At 70.0% G+C, this 19,860-nt stretch carries 14 protein-coding genes; 9 read left to right on the top strand and 5 right to left on the bottom strand.

Translation table 11 applies throughout. The annotated features are described in order from the left end of the window. On the top strand, window positions 1-273 hold the full coding sequence (locus tag ACZ7IF_RS31075) for a DUF7224 domain-containing protein (protein WP_470978316.1): 273 nt from the start codon (window positions 1-3) through the stop codon (window positions 271-273). After that, complete coding sequence (locus tag ACZ7IF_RS31070; protein ID WP_470978143.1) at window positions 270-860, top strand: hypothetical protein; 591 nt, start codon at window positions 270-272, stop codon at window positions 858-860. Before ACZ7IF_RS31075 ends, ACZ7IF_RS31070 begins: the two co-directional genes overlap by 4 nt. A gap of 501 nt (window positions 861-1,361) precedes the next feature. On the opposite strand, the gene ACZ7IF_RS31065 is transcribed toward ACZ7IF_RS31070, so the two are convergent. Continuing rightward, window positions 1,362-1,790 (bottom strand): hypothetical protein, encoded by a 429-nt coding sequence (locus ACZ7IF_RS31065; protein ID WP_470978140.1) that lies wholly within the window; start codon window positions 1,788-1,790, stop codon window positions 1,362-1,364. A gap of 145 nt (window positions 1,791-1,935) precedes the next feature. Next, the gene (locus ACZ7IF_RS31060) at window positions 1,936-4,092 is read right to left on the bottom strand and encodes a helix-turn-helix domain-containing protein (RefSeq protein WP_470978138.1); all 2,157 of its coding nucleotides are present in this window, start codon (window positions 4,090-4,092) and stop codon (window positions 1,936-1,938) included. Window positions 4,093-4,259: 167 nt separating this feature from the next. Here ACZ7IF_RS31060 and ACZ7IF_RS31055 point away from each other — a divergent pair, with 167 nt between their 5' ends. Both ACZ7IF_RS31055 and ACZ7IF_RS31050 read left to right on the top strand, forming a co-directional pair. Then, a complete protein-coding gene (locus tag ACZ7IF_RS31055) occupies window positions 4,260-4,400 on the top strand; it encodes a hypothetical protein (RefSeq protein WP_369780046.1) in 141 nt (46 codons plus the stop codon). Between the two features lie 96 nt (window positions 4,401-4,496). Beyond that, entirely contained in the window at window positions 4,497-4,667 is a 171-nt protein-coding gene (locus ACZ7IF_RS31050) for a hypothetical protein (protein WP_470978137.1), read from the top strand. Window positions 4,668-5,275: 608 nt separating this feature from the next. Here ACZ7IF_RS31050 and ACZ7IF_RS31045 read toward each other — a convergent pair. From ACZ7IF_RS31045 to ACZ7IF_RS31035, 3 genes are all read right to left on the bottom strand, one after another. Continuing rightward, complete coding sequence (locus tag ACZ7IF_RS31045; RefSeq protein WP_470978135.1) at window positions 5,276-6,331, bottom strand: terpene synthase family protein; 1,056 nt, start codon at window positions 6,329-6,331, stop codon at window positions 5,276-5,278. Window positions 6,332-6,417: 86 nt separating this feature from the next. After that, window positions 6,418-7,872, bottom strand: coding sequence for an MFS transporter (locus ACZ7IF_RS31040; RefSeq protein WP_470978132.1), 1,455 nt, complete (start codon window positions 7,870-7,872; stop codon window positions 6,418-6,420). Next, complete coding sequence (locus ACZ7IF_RS31035; RefSeq protein WP_470978313.1) at window positions 7,869-8,774, bottom strand: polyprenyl synthetase family protein; 906 nt, start codon at window positions 8,772-8,774, stop codon at window positions 7,869-7,871. Before ACZ7IF_RS31035 ends, ACZ7IF_RS31040 begins: the two co-directional genes overlap by 4 nt. A 1,155-nt stretch (window positions 8,775-9,929) precedes the next feature. Here ACZ7IF_RS31035 and ACZ7IF_RS31030 point away from each other — a divergent pair. The 5 genes from ACZ7IF_RS31030 to ACZ7IF_RS31010 all read left to right on the top strand — a co-directional run bounded on the left by ACZ7IF_RS31030 (window position 9,930) and on the right by ACZ7IF_RS31010 (window position 18,919). After that, window positions 9,930-10,901 carry a hypothetical protein gene (locus ACZ7IF_RS31030; protein ID WP_470978131.1) on the top strand — a complete coding sequence of 324 codons (972 nt, stop codon included), beginning with the start codon at window positions 9,930-9,932 and terminating at the stop codon, window positions 10,899-10,901. Between the two features lie 276 nt (window positions 10,902-11,177). After that, window positions 11,178-11,777, top strand: a complete 600-nt coding sequence (locus ACZ7IF_RS31025) for a hypothetical protein (protein ID WP_470978129.1) — start codon at window positions 11,178-11,180, stop codon at window positions 11,775-11,777. 556 nt (window positions 11,778-12,333) lie between these two features. Beyond that, the gene (locus ACZ7IF_RS31020) at window positions 12,334-13,902 is read left to right on the top strand and encodes a S8 family serine peptidase (protein ID WP_470978127.1); all 1,569 of its coding nucleotides are present in this window, start codon (window positions 12,334-12,336) and stop codon (window positions 13,900-13,902) included. Between the two features lie 354 nt (window positions 13,903-14,256). Then, window positions 14,257-15,945, top strand: a complete 1,689-nt coding sequence (locus tag ACZ7IF_RS31015) for a pectate lyase family protein (RefSeq protein WP_470978125.1) — start codon at window positions 14,257-14,259, stop codon at window positions 15,943-15,945. Between the two features lie 106 nt (window positions 15,946-16,051). Next, window positions 16,052-18,919 (top strand): ATP-binding protein, encoded by a 2,868-nt coding sequence (locus tag ACZ7IF_RS31010; protein ID WP_470978122.1) that lies wholly within the window; start codon window positions 16,052-16,054, stop codon window positions 18,917-18,919. Window positions 18,920-19,860 lie beyond the last annotated feature (941 nt).

Below are 19,860 nucleotides of genomic sequence, written 5' to 3'. Positions count from 1 at the left end.
CTGCTGCCCGCCATACCCGATTGCGCCCGAACCAGCCACACTTACCCTGCGTTCCCCGCCAGGGGACCGCTCACCGCATGGCTGACGGCCATCGCCACCCAAGCACCCCCGGCGCCGGCCCAGGGCCGTGTCTCCCCCGACGACGCGAAACTGGCCCAGCAGATCCTCACGCTGCCCTCCGCCCGTCAGCACGCCTGGTACGAAGCGAACCGGGCCGCGCTCACCGGATGCGACAAGAAGCCGGCCCTGAACCCTGAAGGAGCGGGCCGGTGAACTGGTGGGCAGCATCCCGCAACATTCCTATACTCGCCGCCGTCACCACTGTGACGGCCGGCGTCGGCCTGGCGTTCGGACAGAGCCGCATTCCCATCCCCGCGATGGTCGGCGGTGCCGGGAACTTCCTTCTCGCCGCGCTGATCACCGTCATCCCCGCCGTGATCTGGCTCGCCTTCACCGGCCGTGCCCGGAACGCCACGGAAACCGTGGCCGTGCGGGCAGTCCACCGCTGGGATACCTTCCTTGCCGGCGGAAGTGCAGTCCTTACCCTGGCCATGGCTGTCCTCGGTCATTTCGCGGGAGCCGCCCCCGTGGCCCTGGCCATCGGCCGGAACACCGCCTTTTACCTCGGACTTGCGCTGCTCCTCGTCCCCCTTGCCGGCGCCCGGATCACATCACCGGTCCTGACCGCCATCCCCCTGGTTCTTGCCGTGGGGGGATGGAAGAGCGGCGGTCGTGGAGCGCAGCCGTGGGCCGTCGTCCTGCACCTTGCGGCCAGTATGCCCGCCTTCCTGGCGGGCGTTGCCGTCCTCATCGCCGGGGCGACATTCAGCAGCCTCAAGCCCCCGCGCGTCACCCTATGACCGATCGTTTCAGAACGACGTCCGGAGTCGGCGTAAGCAGATGATGCTGCAGGCGAGGTGGACCAGCCCGAGGTGGAGGTCGACTCGGATCTCGTAGCGGACCCGGAAGCCTGTGAATTGGTGGAGCCCAACGAAGGTTCGCTCGAGGACCATCTGGTCTTGCCGAGGCCTGAGCAGGTCAGCATGCCCTCGCGGACGATCTTCGGCGTGACGCCGCGGGTGCGAAACATACGTCGGTACTTGTCGTTTCGTAGCCGCGGTCAGCGAACGGTCGCCGTCTACGGTGACGGGGCCAGGGTGCGACTGTCATACATCTCGCCCCGTGGCAAGGAGGAACGCACCAGGCGCCCGACCTCGGAAGCCCTGCATCGGGAGCCGCTACAACCACAAAACCATCCACTCCGGAGGCGCGTGTACGTGTACCGGTGGTCAGGGCCCACTGGGTGGCGCCCATTGAGTGGAGGCCGGGTGCGCATCGTGCGTGCGGCTACGGACGCCCGGTCATGGACTGCACTGTGCGGGCCCACTCCAGGTGTTCGTCGCGCATGGTCTCCAGGGTGGCGCGGGTGTCTCCGTGGTCGTCGGGGTCGGGGATGACGTTCTCGACGAAGCGGTGATGCTGCGGGCGATGCCCAGCACGGCCGTAGTGGGGGAGTCGCGCGTCCAGTCCCGCAGGGCGGACAGCAGGATGCACCCCACCTCGTCCAGGGCGAAGGAGTCCGCGTGCGGCTCCCCGTCACCCAGGACCCCCCTGACGGGGAAGACGATGTTCTCGGCGAGCCGCAGCATCAGGAAGGCCAGCTCCGCAGTGGCCGGCGTGCGGCCGGAGGCGTAGTTCCCGCCGCCCATCTGCAGAGCGAGGAGGTAGCCGAAAGCGCGGTCGACTTCCTCCGGAGCGCGCGGGGTGCCGGCCGGGATCAGGTACGGCATGGAGGTCTCCTCAACTGTCAGCCGCCGTGGGCATCACGGCGACCCCCTGAGGCTGAAGGAATCCGCCTGTGGACAGCGGCCGGAGAGGGTGCATTGAGTAAGGCGTCCAGCGCGGGTGCCGCTTTCCGTTTGCGGCACCCGTCGGCTACCCCGGAGAGGCTTCTTCTTCGGCTGCCTTCTGTGTCCAGTGGGAGAGAGCGCGGCGCGTGGTGAGGGTGTCGGGGTGGTCGGGTCCTAGGACGCGGGTGCGGTCGGCGATCAGGGCGGTGTAATGGGCGCGTGCGGCACCTGCTTCTCCGGCCTCACCAGTCCAGTGGGCGTGGTTGTGGCGGCTGGTGAGGGTGTCGGGGTGATCGTGACCCTGCAGGCGCCTCCGGTCAGCCGTGAGGGTGCCGGAGAGGTGGCGTGCGCGAGCGGGGTTCCCTGCCCAGCCTGTCCAATTGGCCCGTTGATGGCGGGTGGTGAGGGTGTGGGGATGGTCCGGGCCCAGCAGGCGTATGTGGTCGAACACCAGGAGGGTGTATAGGTCGCGTGCGGTGGCGGCGTCTCCGGCCTGGCCGGTCCAGTACGCGTGACTGCGTCGGCTGGCGAGGGTGTGGAGGTCGTCGGGTCCCTGGAGGCGGGTGCGATCGTTGATCAGGGTGTCGTAGAGGTCGCGTGCGAGGGTGGCGTCGCCGGCTTTGCCGGTCCAGCGGGCGTGGCCCGTTCGGGCGGCGAGAGTGTGGAGGCTACTGATTCCCTGGAGGCGGGTACGGTCGGCGACCAGGGTGTCGTAGAGGTCGCGTGCGGTGGCGGCGTCCCCGGCTTCGCCGGTCCAGCGGGCGTGGTCATCGCGTGTGGCGAGGGTGTCGAGGTCGTCGGCTCCCACCAGGCTGGTGAGGTCGGCGACCAGGCCGTAGTAAAGGCGGCGTGCGGTGGCGGCGGCCCCGGCCTGTCCGGTCCAGCGGGCATGGGCATCGCGCGCGGCGAGCGTATCGGGGTGGTTGACTCCCTGCACGCGGGCTCGATCGTCGACCAGGGTCTTGTAGAGGTCGCGTGCGGTGGCGGCGTCCCCGGCTTTACCGGTCCAGCGGGCGTGGTCATCGCGTGCGGTGAGGGTTTCGAAATGCTTGGGTCCCAGTACATGGACGTGGTCGGCGACCAGCGCGGTGAAGAGGTCGCGTGCGGCGATGGCGTCTCCGGCCTGGCCGGTCCAGCGGGCGTGGTACACGCGGGTGCGGAGGGTCTTGGGGTGAGCTGGACCGTTCTCCCGTACTGAGACCTCAGTGCGTTCGGCGTAATAGCGGGCGGAACTGGCGGCACGCTCATCATCGGTGCCGCGGGCATCGGCGTCGGGCTGCGCGAGCTGGCCCTTGTCCTGCACGCCCGGGCTGGTGGACGGGTTGTCCGGGACGCTCCCCGGCGCCTTGCCGAGTTCGGTGGTGATGCGGTCCACGATGTCGGCGTCGCTGTCGTTGACCGCTTCGACACGAGCCAGCACACGGTCGATGTCATCGCCCTCCAGGTCCTCGGATTCGGGGGCGGACTGCCGCACTTGGCCGGCGTCGGGCAGACGGTCGTGGGGAGAACGATCGTTGCCACGGAGCCGGTCGAGCTCGTCCGTCAGCTCTTCGATTCTTATCTGGAGCTGGGCGGCGAGATTTTCGGCCTGGCGCTGCTTTTCTTGCGCTCGCTTCAGCTCCTGCGTGGCCCTCTCTTTCTGGGCAACGGCCCGGGCGAGCCTGCGCTGGGCAGAGCCCAGCGCTGCGCCTGCATTGCTCTGGGAGAGGCGGTCGCGCTCCTCGGTGAGGCCGGTGACACGGTCCTGGAGCTGGTTGATCATGCCCAGCAGCACCATGATCAGCTTTGCTGAGTTGTCGGCGGCTTGCCGCAGTTCTCCCTGCTGTTCCAGAGAGCGGGTCAGCCGGTCGTAAGTCTCAATCTGCCGTGCCTGAACGGCAGCGATATCCACCACCCGCTCAGGGGGCTCAGGGGGCCGGACGGCGGGCACCGTCACGGCGTTGCGCGGTGGATGCACCGCGTCCCGCAGCATCCCGGCCGCCTCTTCCTGCCGCCGCTCGCGTAACTGGGGCGGCACGGTCGCGTTGATGAGCGCCGTCACGAACGGCTGCGGCGGGATCTTCCCGGCCAGGTAGGCGCTGACCTGGGACTTGGAGAAGTTCACCTCGCCGGCCAGCACCGCCAGGGTCTTGCCCGACTCGTCCACGCGCGCCCGCAGGAACTCCGCCAGCTTCCCCGCCTGCGTGTTCTCGGGCCGGATCGGCCCCCACGGCCTTCCTCCTGCGGAACCCCTGCCCGGCATAAAGCGCCCCCTTGCCCCGTGCCGGTTGTCCCCTCGTCCTGGACAACCACCTCTGTGTCCGGAACTTACCTGCGATGTCCTGCCCGAGTGGTCCGGACAGCCCAACTCCCCACCAAGGTCTGCCCCGAGCCGCGACACGGCGGTTCCCGATCGGAAGGGCAGCCCCCATGAACGAGATCATCACCGCCGCCGCCGACATCCTCACCATCATCGGATCGGCCCTCACCATCACCCTCGAAATCCGCCATGCCCGCATGGAAGCCCGCAAGGCAGACCGCGGCGACGCGCACGAGGACACGCAGGAGTGAGCCCCCGCCACGGCCCCGGCCCACGCACGTGTGGGCCGGGGCCGCGCCGCTCCCCACCGCCGAACCGCCGTCGGCAAGATACTGCTCCGCTCGGACGTGCCCCAAGGGCTGACCCTGGCCGGCCTGCGGCAGGACCGCATCCTCAATGAGGCAGCCGAAACCGCCGACCCCCTCAGGCTGATGAGGCTTTTCGGGATCAAGGAGAAGACCGCCATGCACTATGTCACCGTCGCCCACCCCGAGAAGACCTCCCGGCTCCCGCGGTGACTGCGGGCAGGCAGCCAGGCGCCAGGCTTCTCCGAGCGGGGCCGCCTCCGAGGCCGTTATCCCTTTGGTCAAGGTGGATGGGTGCTGGTTCGGGCGTCTGGAACGATGCGCCTGTGCATGCTGATGATCAGGCTGGCGAGGGTGTCTTTGCGGACCTCGCGGTGTTTCTCCGGAACGCTGCCTGCCGACGGCCGTCCGGTGAAGGTTGTTCCCTCCGTCTGCGGCGGGCGTGGCGGGCGCGTGTCCTTCGTGCTCGTTGATGATGTCGAAGGCGGTGCCGAGCGGGTGTGCGCTGGTTGCGGCGGCGCGAGGAGTTCTGGGAGGACGCGGAGCCTGGCGAGCCTGCTGTCCGTGAGGGAGCGAGGGGTTCGAGACGGCAGTAGCCTTCCCAGAAACCGCTGGCCGCCCATCTGCCCAAGTCAGCACCGGTGGGCAAGCCCTCTCCCGGAAATCGACACCTCTCCCCCCGCGACAGCCGGGGGAGAGGTTCTGCGCCTTGACGGCGGCCGCCGCCTCCAGAACAGCGCATTGCTGCGGGGGAATGCGCCAGGCCGGTCCTCTGGCCGGTTCCTGGTCTCTACCGCTGGTGATCTCCTTTTGAGGATGGGTCAGGCGTGGTGGGTCCAGAGGTAGTCGATGCTGGGGATGCCGGGTGGGCCGAGGGCCGCCGGCTTGTCGGCGTAGCGGAGGGTGACGGTGGACAGGTCCAGGTCTGGTGCGGCGTAGCGGCCGGCCATGCGGCCGGGGTACCACTCCAGAGCGGTGGTGACGTAGGCGAGGTTGACCTCGACGTATTCGATCAGGGCGGGCGACGCGGTCGTGCGCAGGTCGGCGAACTGGCGCATGCATTCGGCGGCGGCCCGGTCGGCGAGCTCGGTCACCCGGTCGGCTGCTTCTTGCAGGCCGATGCCTTCTTCGCGCATGTAGGCGTGGATGAAGTTGCTGGCGAGGTCGTGGGCGTGGTCGAAGTAGCCGGAGTACAGCTCGTTGTGTGCGGCGATCGCGATGTTCGCGAGGAGGCAGATGGAGCGGACCTGCGGATCGGTGACCTGAGCCAGGGACAGTTCGGGGAAGCTGCAGGCCGAGTACGCCTCGACGACGAGCATGCCGTCGTTGGTGGTGCGGCTGGCAAGCAGGTCGTGGAGAGTCCGAACGGTGCCGGCGCTCTGGTCCAGGATCAGGTCGGCCTCGGCCAGGATCCACTCGACGATCCGCTGCGCGTACAGGGTCGCCTTGTCCGGAGCGGCATAGGCGGCGATCTTCCGCAGCGAGGTCGCCATGCATCGTTCCAGCGGGTCCATCATCGCCTCGTAGACGGCGGGGTCGTGGGCACGGTCCAGCAGGCTCTGCGCGGTAAGCGAGGAGAGGTCGGGAAGCAGGGTGGGGGGTACCCACTGGGGGTGGCGAGGGTCGTCACACAAGAACGCCCACGCCTCGATCACCGCGCACAGGACGACGCCCTCGAAGTCGCCGTAGGGGTGGGAGTTGCACACGACACTGGGCAGGTCCAGTTCCTCGTAGAGGGACCGGTAGCGGGGGACGTCCAGGACACCGTCGGCATCCAGTTCTTCCTCCAGCCGCCGGCGCAGTTTCTCCTCCTGGGGATTGGTCTTGAGGGGTACGGGCCAGTACAGCGGGGGGATCCGGTACGGCAGCGGATGCATGGTCAGTCCTTCCACGCTCGGGTAGATGCATCTCAGATGGGCCCGGACCGCTTTGTTCCGCTCGGGCACTACGGGTTGTGGTCCGGTCAGTGCCGTGGTGCCCCTGCGCCTCCACGAGCAAGGGTTGCTTTCTTGATCGCCTGGCGGACTGGTGAGGTAGGGCGTGTTCGCCCCGCGCCGGCTGCTGCCGCGGTCAGGAGCGCGACGGCGCCGCCGGCGGCGGCGGTCTGCTGGAGTGCGGTGTGCTGCTGGGCGATACCGCCGGTGGTGTAGGGGCCGGTGAGGAGTGTTGCGGTGACGGCGATGCCGAGGGCGGCGCCGATTTCGCGGGTGGCGTCGTTGACGGCCGAGCCGATGCCCGCCTGGCCTGCCGGCACGCAGGCCAGGATGGTCAGCGTCGCTGGCAGTGCGGCCATGCCGGCCCCGGCCCCCGCGGTCACCAGGAAGAGGGCGAGTCGGCCCGCGCCGACGTCGGCTGCGGTGGCGATGGGCAGGTAGGAGACGGCGATAAGCAGCATCCCGCCCGCTGCCACCCTCCGCTCATCCCACCGGGGCCCCATCCCCGCCGCGGTCACGGCGCCCAGGACCATGCCGGCCGCCAGCGGTAACAAGCGCGCTCCCGCCGACGCCGGGGAATCCCCCAGCCGGGCCTGCGCGTGGAAGGTCGCCATCAGCAGGGCCCCGAAGAGACAGAACGCAGTGCCGGCCAGCACCACCATCGACGCACCGAACCCACCGGTCGACCACAGTCCACTGGGCAGCAGCGCATGCGGGGTCCGCCGGGCATGCACCGTGAAACCGGTCCCACAGGCGACGCTCGCGGCGAGCGAGAGAGCGGCCGGACCGCCCCAGCCATGGTGCCCACCGTGGATGACGGCGAAGACCAGCCCCAGCACGGCCGCCCCGGCCAGCGCGGCGCCGCGCACATCCACGCACGGCGCCTGGTCCTCCCGGGTCTCGGGTACCCCCGGGCAGGCGGCCAGGGTGGCGGCAAGGACCGGAACGTTGATCCAGAAACCCGCCCGCCAGCCGTAATGCTGGATCAGTTGCCCACCCAGCAGCGGCCCCGCCAGCCCACCAAGGCCGGCCACGAGCACCCAGCAGGCCACGGCCCGGCGGCGCAGATGAGGCTGGAGGAACAGCGTGCTGATGGTCGCCAGCGTCGCCGGCATTACCAACGCGGCACCCGCGCCCATCACTAGCCGGGCCCCCAGCACCACGGGCGCGCTCGTCGCAGCCGCCCCCGCGAGCGAGGCGAGCAAGAAGAGCACCAGCCCGCCGGCGAAGGCACGCCTGCGGCCGTAGCGGTCAGCGAAGGCGCCCGCCGCCAGCACCCCGCAGGCCAGGGTGAGGGTGTAGCCATCGAGGATCCACTCCAGCATCCCGGGCGCCGGACGCAGATGAGCGGCGAGCGAGGGGACGGCGACGTTGAGGACGGTGATGTCCACCCCGATCACGAACAGCCCCATGCACAGCACTCCCGTCGCCACCCACGGCCGCACCCACGTGACTCCCGCATGAGCGGGCAGGCGGCTGCTCATGCGGACCACGCAAGCGGAATGTCCACCGTGGACGTCAGAGCCTGTAGCGCGTCGCGGTCCGCGCTGGGCGGGATCTCGGCCAGGGCCTGGCGGGCCTGCTCGGCGTGGTGCCGGGCACTCTGCTCGGCGGCATCCAGCGCCCCGGTAGCCCGCAGCACACCGGCCAGCCGCCCGAACGCCTCCCGTTCATCGAGCCCCGGCATCATGCAGGCGCGCAGCACTGCCCGCTGGGCGGGCGTGGCCTCACGGTGGGCGAGCAGGACAGGCAGTGTCGGGCGACGGTTGCGCAGATCACTGTCGGCCGGCTTCCCCCCGCCCGCCCCGGCCTCGCGATAGGGCAGCAGGTCGTCGCGGATCTGGAACGCGCAGCCCAATTGGTCACCGAATACACCGAGCGCTGCGATCTGGGGCGCCTCGCCTCCGCCCAGGATGGCCCCCACCTGGCATGACGCTTCGAACAGCGCGGCCGTCTTGGCCCGGGCCATCTCCGAATAGGTTTCCAGCGACGCCTCCAGGTCGCCGACCAGGGAGAGTTCGAGGGCGGCACCATGGCAGATCTGCTGACCCGCCGCCGCTTGGATCTCCATCGCCCCCACGATCCGCCGGTGGGGGATGCCGTACGCGGCGCACTCGGCCAGGGCCGCGAACCAGGTGAAGAACAGCGCGTTACCCGCGACGATGGCCAGTTCCGGACCGAAGGCCGCATGTACGGCGGGCCGGCCGCGGCGGACCGCATCCTGATCGATGATGTCGTCGTGCAGCAGGCTCCCGGTGTGCGTGACCTCGAAGCCCACCGCCGCCGGTAGCACTGCCTCCAGGCTCCCGCCCACGGCCAGCGCCGACCGCGCCAGGAGATGAGGCCGAAGCAGCTTCCCGGATGGCAGCAACGCGTACCGGTGCACGGCATCCAAGCCGGTTGTGCTCTCGGGCCAACGGCGGGCGAACTCATCCGCCAACAGCTTGCCGAGGGAATCGTTACCTCCACTCGGCGGCGGTGAGGGAACTGGCCGAGACACAGCGGGCTGTTGGCGAAGTAACGGCCCGGGTGTGACAGACATTCGCAAACCTCCGGAACTCAGATGCAACGAAGTGGCGTCAACAATCGGGATCGGCGACTGAAATGCCCAGCCGGACAGGCACATGACAGCACGTCGAAGACCCCCTGGACGCAGCGCGTACGGCCAGCGCGAGGGGGCACGGCACAGCCGAAGAACGCATGATCGCGATCCCAAACCGCACGTCCGGGTGGTTAGACCCCAAGAATCACTCCAGCCGCAGGGGCTTACTCCGACATGAGAGGCACGACCGCGGTGGAGCGGCTTCCTGACGAGATCTCCGGCACGTGGCCGTTCATGAGTTCCGGTTCCTGGCAGCGGCCAACGGATGAACCTGACGCCCGGATGTGTCTTCGCTGAACAGCACAGACGGGTTCCAGCGTGTTCGAAGCGCAGAATCCGCGAACTCGCGCGCTTCCCGTAAGCCGGGGCGGAACTGGCGGCCGGTGCACGAAGGCGTCCAGGACGACGCGGCGGAAGCGCTGGCGCTGGGCGGAGGTGACGTGCTGGAGGTCGGCGGTGAAGCGGGGGAGGGTCTCGGAGGTGGGCACGGTGGTCTCCTCCGGGCAGTACGACGAAGTCCCCTGAGGGTGCCGGGGGCTGCTGTAGGCGGTGCTCGTTGGCGGTGCGCGTTCCTTGGCGCTCGGTAGTGCTCAGTGGTGCTTGTTGGTGTCGTTCGGGTCGTGATGTGAGGGCTGCCGGAGAGCGATGACATTCGCTTCCGGCCCGGGGCCGCTTCCCGCCTGACAGGCAACTGAGAAGAAAGTCCGGCCGCTGCTCCCGCCTGGCGGGACGTCCCGCTGATCGGCCTTTCCTTGCAGGTCAGAGCCGTGTGGCCTGGTCTCCATGACAGTGGATATCAGGGCCGTCCGGGCCGGTCAGATGTACCGCTACTACCTGCGCGAGACCGTCGTCGGTGACGGCCGCCGCCCGGTCCGAACGCCGCTGCGCGAGGCCTAGGAGCAGGCTGGTGTTCCGGTCGGGCGATGGATGGGCCGCGGTTTGGCCGTGCTTGGACTCGGGCCGGGTGAGGAGGTCACCGAGGCGCAGCTGCGGAATCTCTTCGGCGAGCGGGGACGGCACCCGTACGCGGACCGGCTTGAGGCCGACCTGCTCGCCAAGGGCGCGTCCCAGGCGAAGGCGTTCAAGGCCGGCGCCCTCGGTCGCCGGGTGATGGTGACCGGTGTCGACTTGGCCGCCCGCAAGACGCGCCCGCCGAAGCAGACGGCCCGGCCGCTCGCGCAGCTGCGCGCGTGGTGGAAGGCCAGCGCGATCCTGACCTCCGGGGTGGCCGTCGACGTCATCAACTCCCTCCTCGAGTACGCCCGCGCCCCAGCCGCGGCGATCCGGGCCCGGGTCGCCGCCGTGGTCGACGTCGCCCTGGCGGCCGTCGACGTCACCGCGACAGTGTTCGTGATGAACGAGGGCGGGCGCTTCCACCGCCGGCACCTGCTCGCCGAAGCAAGACGCCACCTCGCCCTGGTCCTGCGCGGCCGCCGCCGTGCCCCGGGCCTGGACGACCGGATCGTGGCTGCCGCCATCTCCACGCACTGCCTGGACATCAGCGAGCCGAAGACCACGATCGGCCTGCTGTCGGACTACCGCCTTTACACGGCCCGGTGGGACCTGTCCGACCTCCCGACCCGGCGCCGCCCGCCCACTTCCGCGCCCGGACCGGACCGGACCGGCATCCGCCGGCCGATCCCGGCGAGCCGGCCGCGCTCCGGCCTCCAGGCCAGGACGCGGGGGAGTGGGAGATACCCCGCGTCCCGCTTCAGTACGACCGGGCCGTCCTCGCCGGTGCGGTGGTGCGGGAGAAGCTGCGCACCACCGCCACCGCCGTGCGGGGCCGGGCGTACGACGTCGTGGCGCACCAGCAGGCGGCGATGCCCGAGCAGCTGCTCGCGCCCGTGGCCGCCGACCCCGACGACGACCAGGAGCCGGAGGCCGGGCCCCGGGAGGCGATCGGCATGAAGGCGCTGCGAGCCCTCCGGGAGTCCCGGACGGACGTGGAAGCCCTCGATCTCACGGCCGATCGGCTGCGCTCGCCACCTCACGGACACGTTCACCAAGGCGGCCGACGACTCCAGCACCCGCGCGACCCGCTACACCGAACAGGACGACGAAGACCCGGTGCGCCCGGTGTGCCGGGACGACCGGCAGGCGCACCGCCCGCAGGAACCCGGACCGCACCGCGGCCGGGAAGCCGGCCACTGAGTTGCGGAGCGCGGGGAGGCCCCGCACCCGCCGGTGCTGATCGTCTTCAACCGTCTCGGTGCCCGCGACCCCAACCGCACCGTCCCGTGGCTGCAGGACTTGACCCGGCCGCTGTGGGCGGGCGAGCCGGCCGACGGGTTCAGCAGCTACGACAGGAAGATCCCGATCACCGCGACCGGCCTGCGCAACCTGCGCGAGACCGGCCCCAACGGACCGGTCTTCCTCCGCTTCGGCCGCACCCACATGCAGCCTCTGCGCGACGCGATCGACAACCCCCGCCGCGATGCTGTCCTCGCCCGCCGAGCGGAGCGAGCGCGAGCACAGCAGGAGGAGTACCAGGAGCAGCTGCGCCGGGCGGCCGGGCGTAAGAGGGCCGAGCGCGAGGCCGCCCGCCCTGCCTGCGCCGGCTGCGGGATGAAGTTCGACAACGACAGCTGGGAGAACACCCAGCTGTCCCCTGAGCCGGGCCACCGGTGGCAACCGACGCTGTGCGAGCTGTGCGAGCTGTGCGAGGACAAGACGGTCGCGGCCGCGGACCAGGCCGAGCGCGACCGCCTGGCGGCGGAGGCCGCCGAGACTGCCGAGAGGGCCCGCGGCTGGCGCTCCAGCTTCCGCCCCGGGCAAGCCTCCTGATGGGCTGGGCAAGCCTCCGTCGTTAACGCGGGCAAGCCTTAGGCGACCCAGGGCAGGTCTGCGCTGTCGGTGGACGCCGGGACGCTGGGACGCACGGAGGAAGACGAGGAGCCGCTGCGCGGCCGGGTCTACGGCACGGGTCATGACGCGGACTGCGGTTTTGTCGCTGCGCGCCTCGGCCGGAAAATTTTTAGGTAGGGCTACGGATTGTCTGCTTCCACCTCTGCGGACGATGCTCTGGGGGTTCGACGGTGGCTCGTCCACAGCCACACCTAGGTCGCCTTGTCAGGCGACCGGATGTGCCGTGGAGCCTCCCCCCAGAGGAGTAGCCGTCGAGCGCAGGCATGACCGCATGGGGGCTTCTGCGGTCGTGCCTGCCCCTCGCTGCGGGGATTGCCGGGCACGGACCGGATGGTCGTCGGCCCCATGGCACGGTTTCGGATCGCGGTGGCTTCGCCAGGCTGCCGCGCCCTGTTTCCGGCCTGCCCGCAGGCGGGGGGTTGCTCCGTGGTTGCCGGGCCGGCGTGGTCCGGTCAGTCGTTGAGGAGGAATCCGCATGAGTTCCCACGCTGTGGGCCTGCGCGCTGTTGCCGCAGGGTTCGCGAGTGTTGCCCTGCTGATCGGGGCGGGTACGGCAGTGAGCGCGACCCCCTCTCCCTCGGGCGAGGGGGTGATCGTCGGCGCGGGGCGTGCCGACGTGGTGAAGGACTCCTACATCGTCACCCTGCACAGGTCGATCGAGCGCGGTGAGGTCGAGCGGCACGCACGGGACCTGACGGCCGGACATGGCGGCACGCTGGGTCACGTGTACACCGACGCTCTGCGCGGCTTCTCCATCCGTCTGCCGGAGGCCGCCGCCAAGCGGCTCGCCGGGAACCCGGCGGTGGCGCGGGTGGAGGTGGACGGTATCGCGCGCGCCGCCGAGACGCAGACCAACCCGACCTGGGGCCTGGACCGCGTCGACCAGCGGGACCTGCCGCTGGACAAGAAGTACACCTACCCGAGCACCGCATCGAACGTCACCGCGTACGTCCTGGACACGGGCATCCGTATGACCCACCAGGACTTCGGCGGCCGGGCGGTCAGCGGCTACGACTTCATCGACAACGACTCCAACGCCTCCGACTGTCACGGGCACGGCACCCACGTCGCCGGAACGGTCGGCGGCAGCACGTACGGGGTCGCCAAGGGCATCAAACTGGTGGGCGTGCGCATCCTCGACTGCGGTGGATCGGGCCCCAACTCCGGCATCATCGCCGCAGTCGACTGGGTGACCCGGAACGCGGCCAAGCCCGCCGTAGCGAACATGAGCATCGAGGACGCCAAGACCCAGTCGATGAACGACGCCATCACCAACTCGATCGCCTCCGGCATCACCTACGCGGTCGCGGCCGGCAATGGCAACACCGACTCCTGCACCCGCTCCCCGGCGTCAACGCCGAACGCGATCACGGCGGGTGCGACGGACAGCAACGACGCCCGCGCCTTGTTCTCCAACTACGGCACGTGCCTGGACGTGTTCGCCCCGGGCGTGAACATCACCTCGGCCTCCTACTCCAGCGACACGGCGACGACCATCATGAGCGGCACGTCGATGGCCTCGCCGCACGTGGCCGGCGCGGCGGCCCTGGTCCTCGCGGCCAACCCTTCCTGGTCGCCGGCGCAGGTCCGCGACAAACTCGTGGCCGACGCCACCCCCAACAAGGTCACCGACGCCAAGGCCGGTTCCCCGAACAAGCTGCTCCACATCAACAACGGTGGCACCACTCCGCCGCCGAGCGGCCCGAAGTTCGAGAACACGGCCGACTACCAGATCAGGGACAACGCCACCGTCAACTCGCCGGTCACCGTGTCCGGAGTCAGCGGCAACGCGCCGGCGGCCCTGGCGGTGAACGTGGACATCCGCCACACCTTCCGCGGTGACCTGCGCGTGGAGCTCATCGCCCCCGACGGCAGCGCCTACCGCCTGAAGGACTACAACAGCAACGACGACGCGGACAACGTCCAGGGCACCTACACCGTCAACGCCTCCGGCGAGGTCGCCAACGGCACCTGGAACCTGCGCGTCACTGACAACGCCAAGGAGGACATCGGCTACATCAACGCCTGGTCGCTCCAGTTCTGACCCGTTGTATCCGGCAGGCCGGTGCGACAGCCGCCTGCCCCCTCCACGGCCCGTCCCGGACAGGCAAGAGAGGCGCTGCACCAGCGCAGCGCATCGGGACGGGCACAGAGCACGGGCTGCCGGGCCATGAAGAGTCCCGGCGGCCCGTGTGCCACAGCGGGTACCAGGCTGGCGCGGTCCCCGGGAACCCGGGGGCGGCGTGCCGATCCGACGGCGACCCTAGTCCCCATTACCGAAGATTCATGCCTGTAACGGTTCCATTACCAAAGAATCTTCGACTGGATTTTCCATTCCACCTACGATCTCCTGTTGCGGGGCTCGTAGGGCACCGCACCACTTTTGAGGAGCAGCGCGATGAGCGCCAGGCGTACGAAGAAGCCGATGACGGACCGGAAGGGCAAGGGGCGGCACAGCAGGACGATGAGCGCGGGCCGGATCACGGCCGCCTGCGCGGTCGCGGCGCTCGCGACGACGGCGGTCGTGTGGGTGCAGAGCGACGAGCAGGCCGCGCAGGCCGCGCAGGCCGCGCAGGCCACGCAGCCGGGCACGGCCAAGGTGCCCTCGCTGGAGCTGGTCGGCGGCAAGCTGTCCTACACGCCGGACGCGTCCAGGAACCGCATCCCCGACTTCTCGTCGGCCGGCTACAAGGGCGGCGGCGTCGCCCTGCCCGACGCCGCGGTCGTCGGACGCGTCGACGAGCGCACCGGCGACGGTGACGACACCCCCCGCATCCAGGACGCCGTCAACGCCGCCGCGAAGAAGGCCAAGACCGCGGGCGGGCCCGTAGCGGTCCTCCTGGGCCCCGGGACGTTCCGGGTCACGGCCTCGCTGAAGCTGGCGGACGGAGTCGTCCTGCGCGGCTCCGGCACCGACCTCGGCAAGGGAGGGACCCTCCTTAAGGCCACGGGGGAGCCGGGATCACTGATCACCATCGGCGGGGACGGCGCCTACACCCGGACGGGACAGCGGGTGTCGATCGCCGACGACGTGCCCGTCGGCGCCACCAAGGTCACCCTCCAGGACGCCTCCTCGTTCAAGGCGGGCGAGCGGATCGTGGTCCAGCGCCCGACGACCCAGGAGTGGATCAACGCGATCGGCATGAACAAGATCCCCGGCGGGGAGTCCTGGACGCCGAACTCGGGCATCCTCGCGGTGCGGACCGTCGTGTCCGTCTCCGGGAAGACCCTCACGCTGGACGCCCCGATCACGACCGCGATCGAGAAGAAGTACGGCGGCGGCACCGCCTGGCACTACACCCTCGACGGCCAGGTCACCCACGCGGGCGTGGAGAACCTGGCCGCGGACGCGAAGGAATTCACCGAGGACCCCCACTACGGGCGGCCCGAGGACGGCAAGAACAAGGACGCCGGGGCCTTCGCCTCGCGCCTGGTGACGATCGGCGCCGCACGGGACGTGTGGGTCAAGGACGTGAAGCTGACCCGCTTCGGATCCGGGTTCTACGTCAGCGACAACGCCAGCCGGGTCACCATCGAGCGGGCCGCCGACCTGAACATGGAGGTCCCGGACGGGCTGGCACCGCCGCCCGCGTTCATGGTCGGCGGGCAGCAGGTGCTGGTCCGCGACACCACCGTCACCGGCGATCGCGTCCACGCCTGGACCACCCAGGCCTTCGCCGCGGGCCCCAACGTCTTCACCCGCTCCACCGCCACGTCCCTCACGGGCCACGGCCAGGTCGACGCCGGCCCGCACATGCGCTGGGCCTCGGGCACCCTCTACGATCAGCTGACCATCAACAGCACCGACGGCGCCTTCATCGCCGCCAACGCCTGGGACGGCGGCACCGGCCACGGCTGGCAGGGCGCCAACAACATGTTCTGGAACACCAAGGCCGCGAAGTACGCCATCCTGACGCCGCCCACCGCCAACAACTGGGCCTACGGCATCACCGGCAAGCGGGTCGACGGCAAGCACGACAAGGACCTCCCGACCCCGCCCGCCCTCGGGACCATCGTCAGCCCCGGCAACCCAGTAGCACCCGCCAGCCTCTACGAGCAGCAGCTCTCAGAGCGCCACCGACCCTGACCCCTGCAGCACCGTACGGGCCCCGCGGGGGCGGGCCCGTACGGGCAATGCGGCAGAGCCCCCACGTGGCGTATCTGCCCGGAATACCCAGGAGAGCCAGCCTCCCGTGCACGCACCACGGCCCACCCCCGCCCCCCTGATCGGACGCACAGCCCAGCTCGAATCCCTGTCCCGGGCGGCAGCCCAGCCGCCGAGCATCATCGTCATCACCGGCGAGGCCGGCATCGGCAAGACGCGACTCGTCCAGGAACTCCTGCGGACCCCTGCGCTGAAGAACCTCCCACACCTGATCGGGCAGTGCTCCGAGATGGCGGAGACTCCCGTCCTGGGACCGGTCATCGCCGCGCTCAACCGCCTCCCCGCCAGTGCGCTGCGCGAGGTACCCGCACTCGCGGGCGCTCTGCGTCTTCTTCTGCCCGACCTCGCCGGATTCCTGCCGCCGTCGCTTCCGGTCTTCAGCTACGTGCAGGCCGAGACCTACCGCCTGCACGGAGCCATTTACGCACTGCTCCGGTCCATAGACCCGGCGGTCCTGGTGCTGGAGGACGTCCACTGGGCAGACGCGAGCACCCGCGAGTTCCTGCGGGTCCTGACCACGCGCCTGCCCGCCGACCTGACGGTCGTACTGACCGACCGGGACGACACTCCTCATGCCGCAAGGCACCGTGGAGCGGCCTCGTGGCTGTCCGGTGCACAGGTCCACGAAGTCCGCCTCGCTCCCCTGACAGCAGCAGAGACAGGAGAGCTGGCCGCCCAGCTCATGGGCGCGGAGCACACATCCCAGCACTTCGCCGAACGCCTGCACCGCCGCACCGCCGGCATCCCCTTCGCCATCGAGGAAGTCATCAGGCTGATCACCGACGACGACGGCACCACCCCGGACGCCGACGGCACGATCATCCTGCCCGCCCCCGTGCGGCGCGTGCTCCTGGAACGGCTGGCCCTCCTCCCGGAGCAGGCCCGTGACGTCGTCGCCGCTGCCGCCGTCGCGGCACGTACCGTCACCGTCGACCTGCTCGCCGACATCACCGGCCTGAGCGAACCCGACACCCGCCGGGCCGTCACCGTGGCGCTCGAGCACGGCGTCCTGCACCCCGCCGCCGCCGGGACACTCGACTTCCGCCACTCCCTGGCCCGCCAGGCAGCCTACGAAGCCATCTGCGAGTTCGAACGCCGCCCCCTGCACCTGCGCGCAGCCAAAGCCGTACTCACCCACATCTCACCACCGCCGCTCGCCCAGATCGCCCACCACTACCAGCAGGCCGGCCGCACCAAGGCCTACCTGCGCTACACCGAAGCCGCCGGCGACCGCGCTACAGCGCAGGGCGACACCAGCACCGCCACCTGCCACTACCTCACGGCGCTGAGCGACCACCCCTCCGCCACCGCCCGGATCCGGCTCGGCCTCAAACTCGGCAACGCCGCCCTGTCGGCGATGCCCGACGACGCCATCATCCCCGCCCTGCGCCGGACGCTGACCGAGGACGCACCGCCCCGCCCCGCAGCCGGTGAGCTACGCCTCTACCTGGGCACCCTCATGCGCAACCAGGCGGGTCTCGGACTCGCCGGCATGGACGAGATCGCCCGGGCCGCCGACGACCTCACCGACACCGCACCCGAACTCGCCGCCCGCGCCATGTCCGCAATCGCCTTCCCCTCCATCCAGGGATGGCCCCTGACCCAGCACCTGGAATGGCTGGAGCGCGCCGAAGCACTCCTCCCGCGCATCACGGACCCCGTCCAGCGCACCGCCATCGCCGTCAACCGGGCCACCGTCCTGATGTTCACCGGCGACCCGGAAGCCTGGAACGCGGCAACAGCCCTCCCCGGCACCCCCGCGTCGGCCTCCGAGGAAGTCCAGCTCGCCCGCGCACGCGTCAACCTCGCCCACGCCACCACCGCGCTCGGCTACCCCGCCGCCGCCCGCGACCACCTCGCCAAAGCGGACGAATTCCTGGAACGAAACGGCATCCCCTACCTCGAGGGACTCGCCGAAACCGCCCACATCCTCCTCGCCTGGACCACCGGCCACTGGGAAGGGCTCGCCGAGCGCGCACAGCGCGCCCTCCACCTCTACTCCGAGATCCGTGACCTCACCGCCGAGTCCCTCCTCGTCCGCGGCCTGCTCACCCTCCACCAGCGGGGGGACACCGCCACCGCGCGCCAAGACCTGACGAACGCCGCCGGAACCTCCCAGCTCGACACCGGCATCGTCCTGCCCGCCTCCGCCGCAGCCCTCGCCCGCATCCACCTCGCCGCCGACCGCCCCGACCACGCAAACGCCGCCACCACCCTCACCCTCGACCACATCCGACGCACCGGAGGATGGATCTGGGCCACCGACCTCGCCCCCACCGCCGTCGAAGCCCTCATCCGAACCGGCCAGCACCCCCAAGCTCAGCGGCTCGTCGAAGACTTCGCCCACGGCATCGAGGGACGACACGCCCCGGCCGCCACCGCCGCCCTCCTCACCTGCCGCGCCCACCTCACGGAAGCCGGCCAGCGCCCGGACGCAGCCATACCACTTTTCACACGGGCCGCCCAAGCCTGGACCGAGGCCGGCAGGCCTCTCGAAACAGGACACGCCCTCCAGGACGCCGCCCGCTGCTGCCTGCCCGCCGACCGCCAGCGGGGACAGGAACTCAGTGATGAGGCGCTGGAAACGTATCGGCGCATCGGCGCGAAATGGGACCTCGACAACTGCCGCCGCCTGCTACGCCGCCACGGGCTCACCCGCGCCAGCAAACGCGGCCCCGTGGGATACGGCGACGGCCTCTCCCCCCGCGAACACCAAACCGCCCTCCTCGCCGCACAAGGCCACTCCAACCGCGCCATCGCCGAGCAACTGCACGTCTCGCCACGGACTGCCGAGCACCACGTCGCCAACGCCCTGCGCAAACTCGGAATCAGCAGCAGAACACAACTTGCCGCCGCGCTGGCCACCACAGACCGCACGTCCTCAAGGGCCGAGTAGCAGTACCCTCCGGGACGCGCCAAAGCATCAACTGCTACGACCGCCGAGGAGATGGCGGCCAAGCTCGCGAGGATTACCCAGAGCAGCTGCGCCGGGCGGCCGAGCGGAAGAGGGCCGAGCGCGAGGCCGCCCGCCCTGCCTGTGCCGGCTGCGGGGCGAAGTTCGACGGAGGCGGCGGAGCGGGCGGTTGAGAGGTTGACGCTCGTCGTGTCCATGAGGTGGTTCACCCTGGTCTCTGGATCGTCAATGCCCCTGGTGGTGCCCGGATGGTGCTTGTGCCCTGGCCTGTGGCGGGTAATCCAGTGACGGCCGCTCCTCGCGCCTGTCCGTGTCTTTGTTCGAGGCAGATTACCTGGTCGGCGAACGCACAGAAATCTGTGTCGGTCGGAGTAGACATTGGGCGTTGGCGTGGGTATGGTTTCTCACGTAACCAAGAAGGGCCGAAGGGCCTGGCAGAGACGAACTGCCGGGCAGTAGTACCCGCAGTTGCAGGTCGTTGGACGGTGCGGTGACGGAGTTTCGAAGCCAGGGTTGTTGCAGGACGGCGACGGGGCTGGTGACCGGACCGGGTGGCCCGCAGTGATCAGGGGCCGCCGTGAGCAGTACCCGTAGTAAGTGCAGTGGGCAGTACCCAGCAGTGAGATCAGTGAGTGGTACCTCGGTGAAGGCGTCGGCTGCGGGCGCGCGCACCGGGAGGTTCGGCAGTGGGGTTCTAAGCCAGAGCAGATGCAGGATGGGCGACGGGGCTGGCTGCCGAAGTGGCGCTGTGAGAGGCCACCAGTAGTACGCAACACCAGCAGTACAAGCGGTTCGCAGTAACAGCAGTACGCAGTTCCCGTTTGGTAAGTGATTGATCCAGAGGGAAGAACGGAGGAGCCGACGCCATCAGGATCGCCCGGGTGAGCAGTACGAAGCCCGGGTACCGCAGGACATCGATAGTG

The organism is Streptomyces sp. NPDC037421, from assembly GCF_055602105.1.
Note: the sequence above shows the minus strand (reverse complement) of the source record. Positions and strands in the feature narration are given on the sequence as shown.

Excerpts from the sequence above, each read along its gene's own strand:
- ACZ7IF_RS31065 (WP_470978140.1), bottom strand. The coding sequence starts at position 1,790 with ATGCCGTACCTGATCCCGGCCGGCACCCCGCGCGCTCCGGAGGAAGTC.
- ACZ7IF_RS31060 (WP_470978138.1), bottom strand. The coding sequence starts at position 4,092 with ATGCCGGGCAGGGGTTCCGCAGGAGGAAGGCCGTGGGGGCCGATCCGG.
- ACZ7IF_RS31020 (WP_470978127.1), top strand. The coding sequence starts at position 12,334 with ATGAGTTCCCACGCTGTGGGCCTGCGCGCTGTTGCCGCAGGGTTCGCG.
- ACZ7IF_RS31055 (WP_369780046.1), top strand. The coding sequence starts at position 4,260 with ATGAACGAGATCATCACCGCCGCCGCCGACATCCTCACCATCATCGGA.
- ACZ7IF_RS31015 (WP_470978125.1), top strand. The coding sequence starts at position 14,257 with ATGAGCGCCAGGCGTACGAAGAAGCCGATGACGGACCGGAAGGGCAAG.
- ACZ7IF_RS31040 (WP_470978132.1), bottom strand. The coding sequence starts at position 7,872 with ATGAGCAGCCGCCTGCCCGCTCATGCGGGAGTCACGTGGGTGCGGCCG.
- ACZ7IF_RS31045 (WP_470978135.1), bottom strand. The coding sequence starts at position 6,331 with ATGCATCCGCTGCCGTACCGGATCCCCCCGCTGTACTGGCCCGTACCC.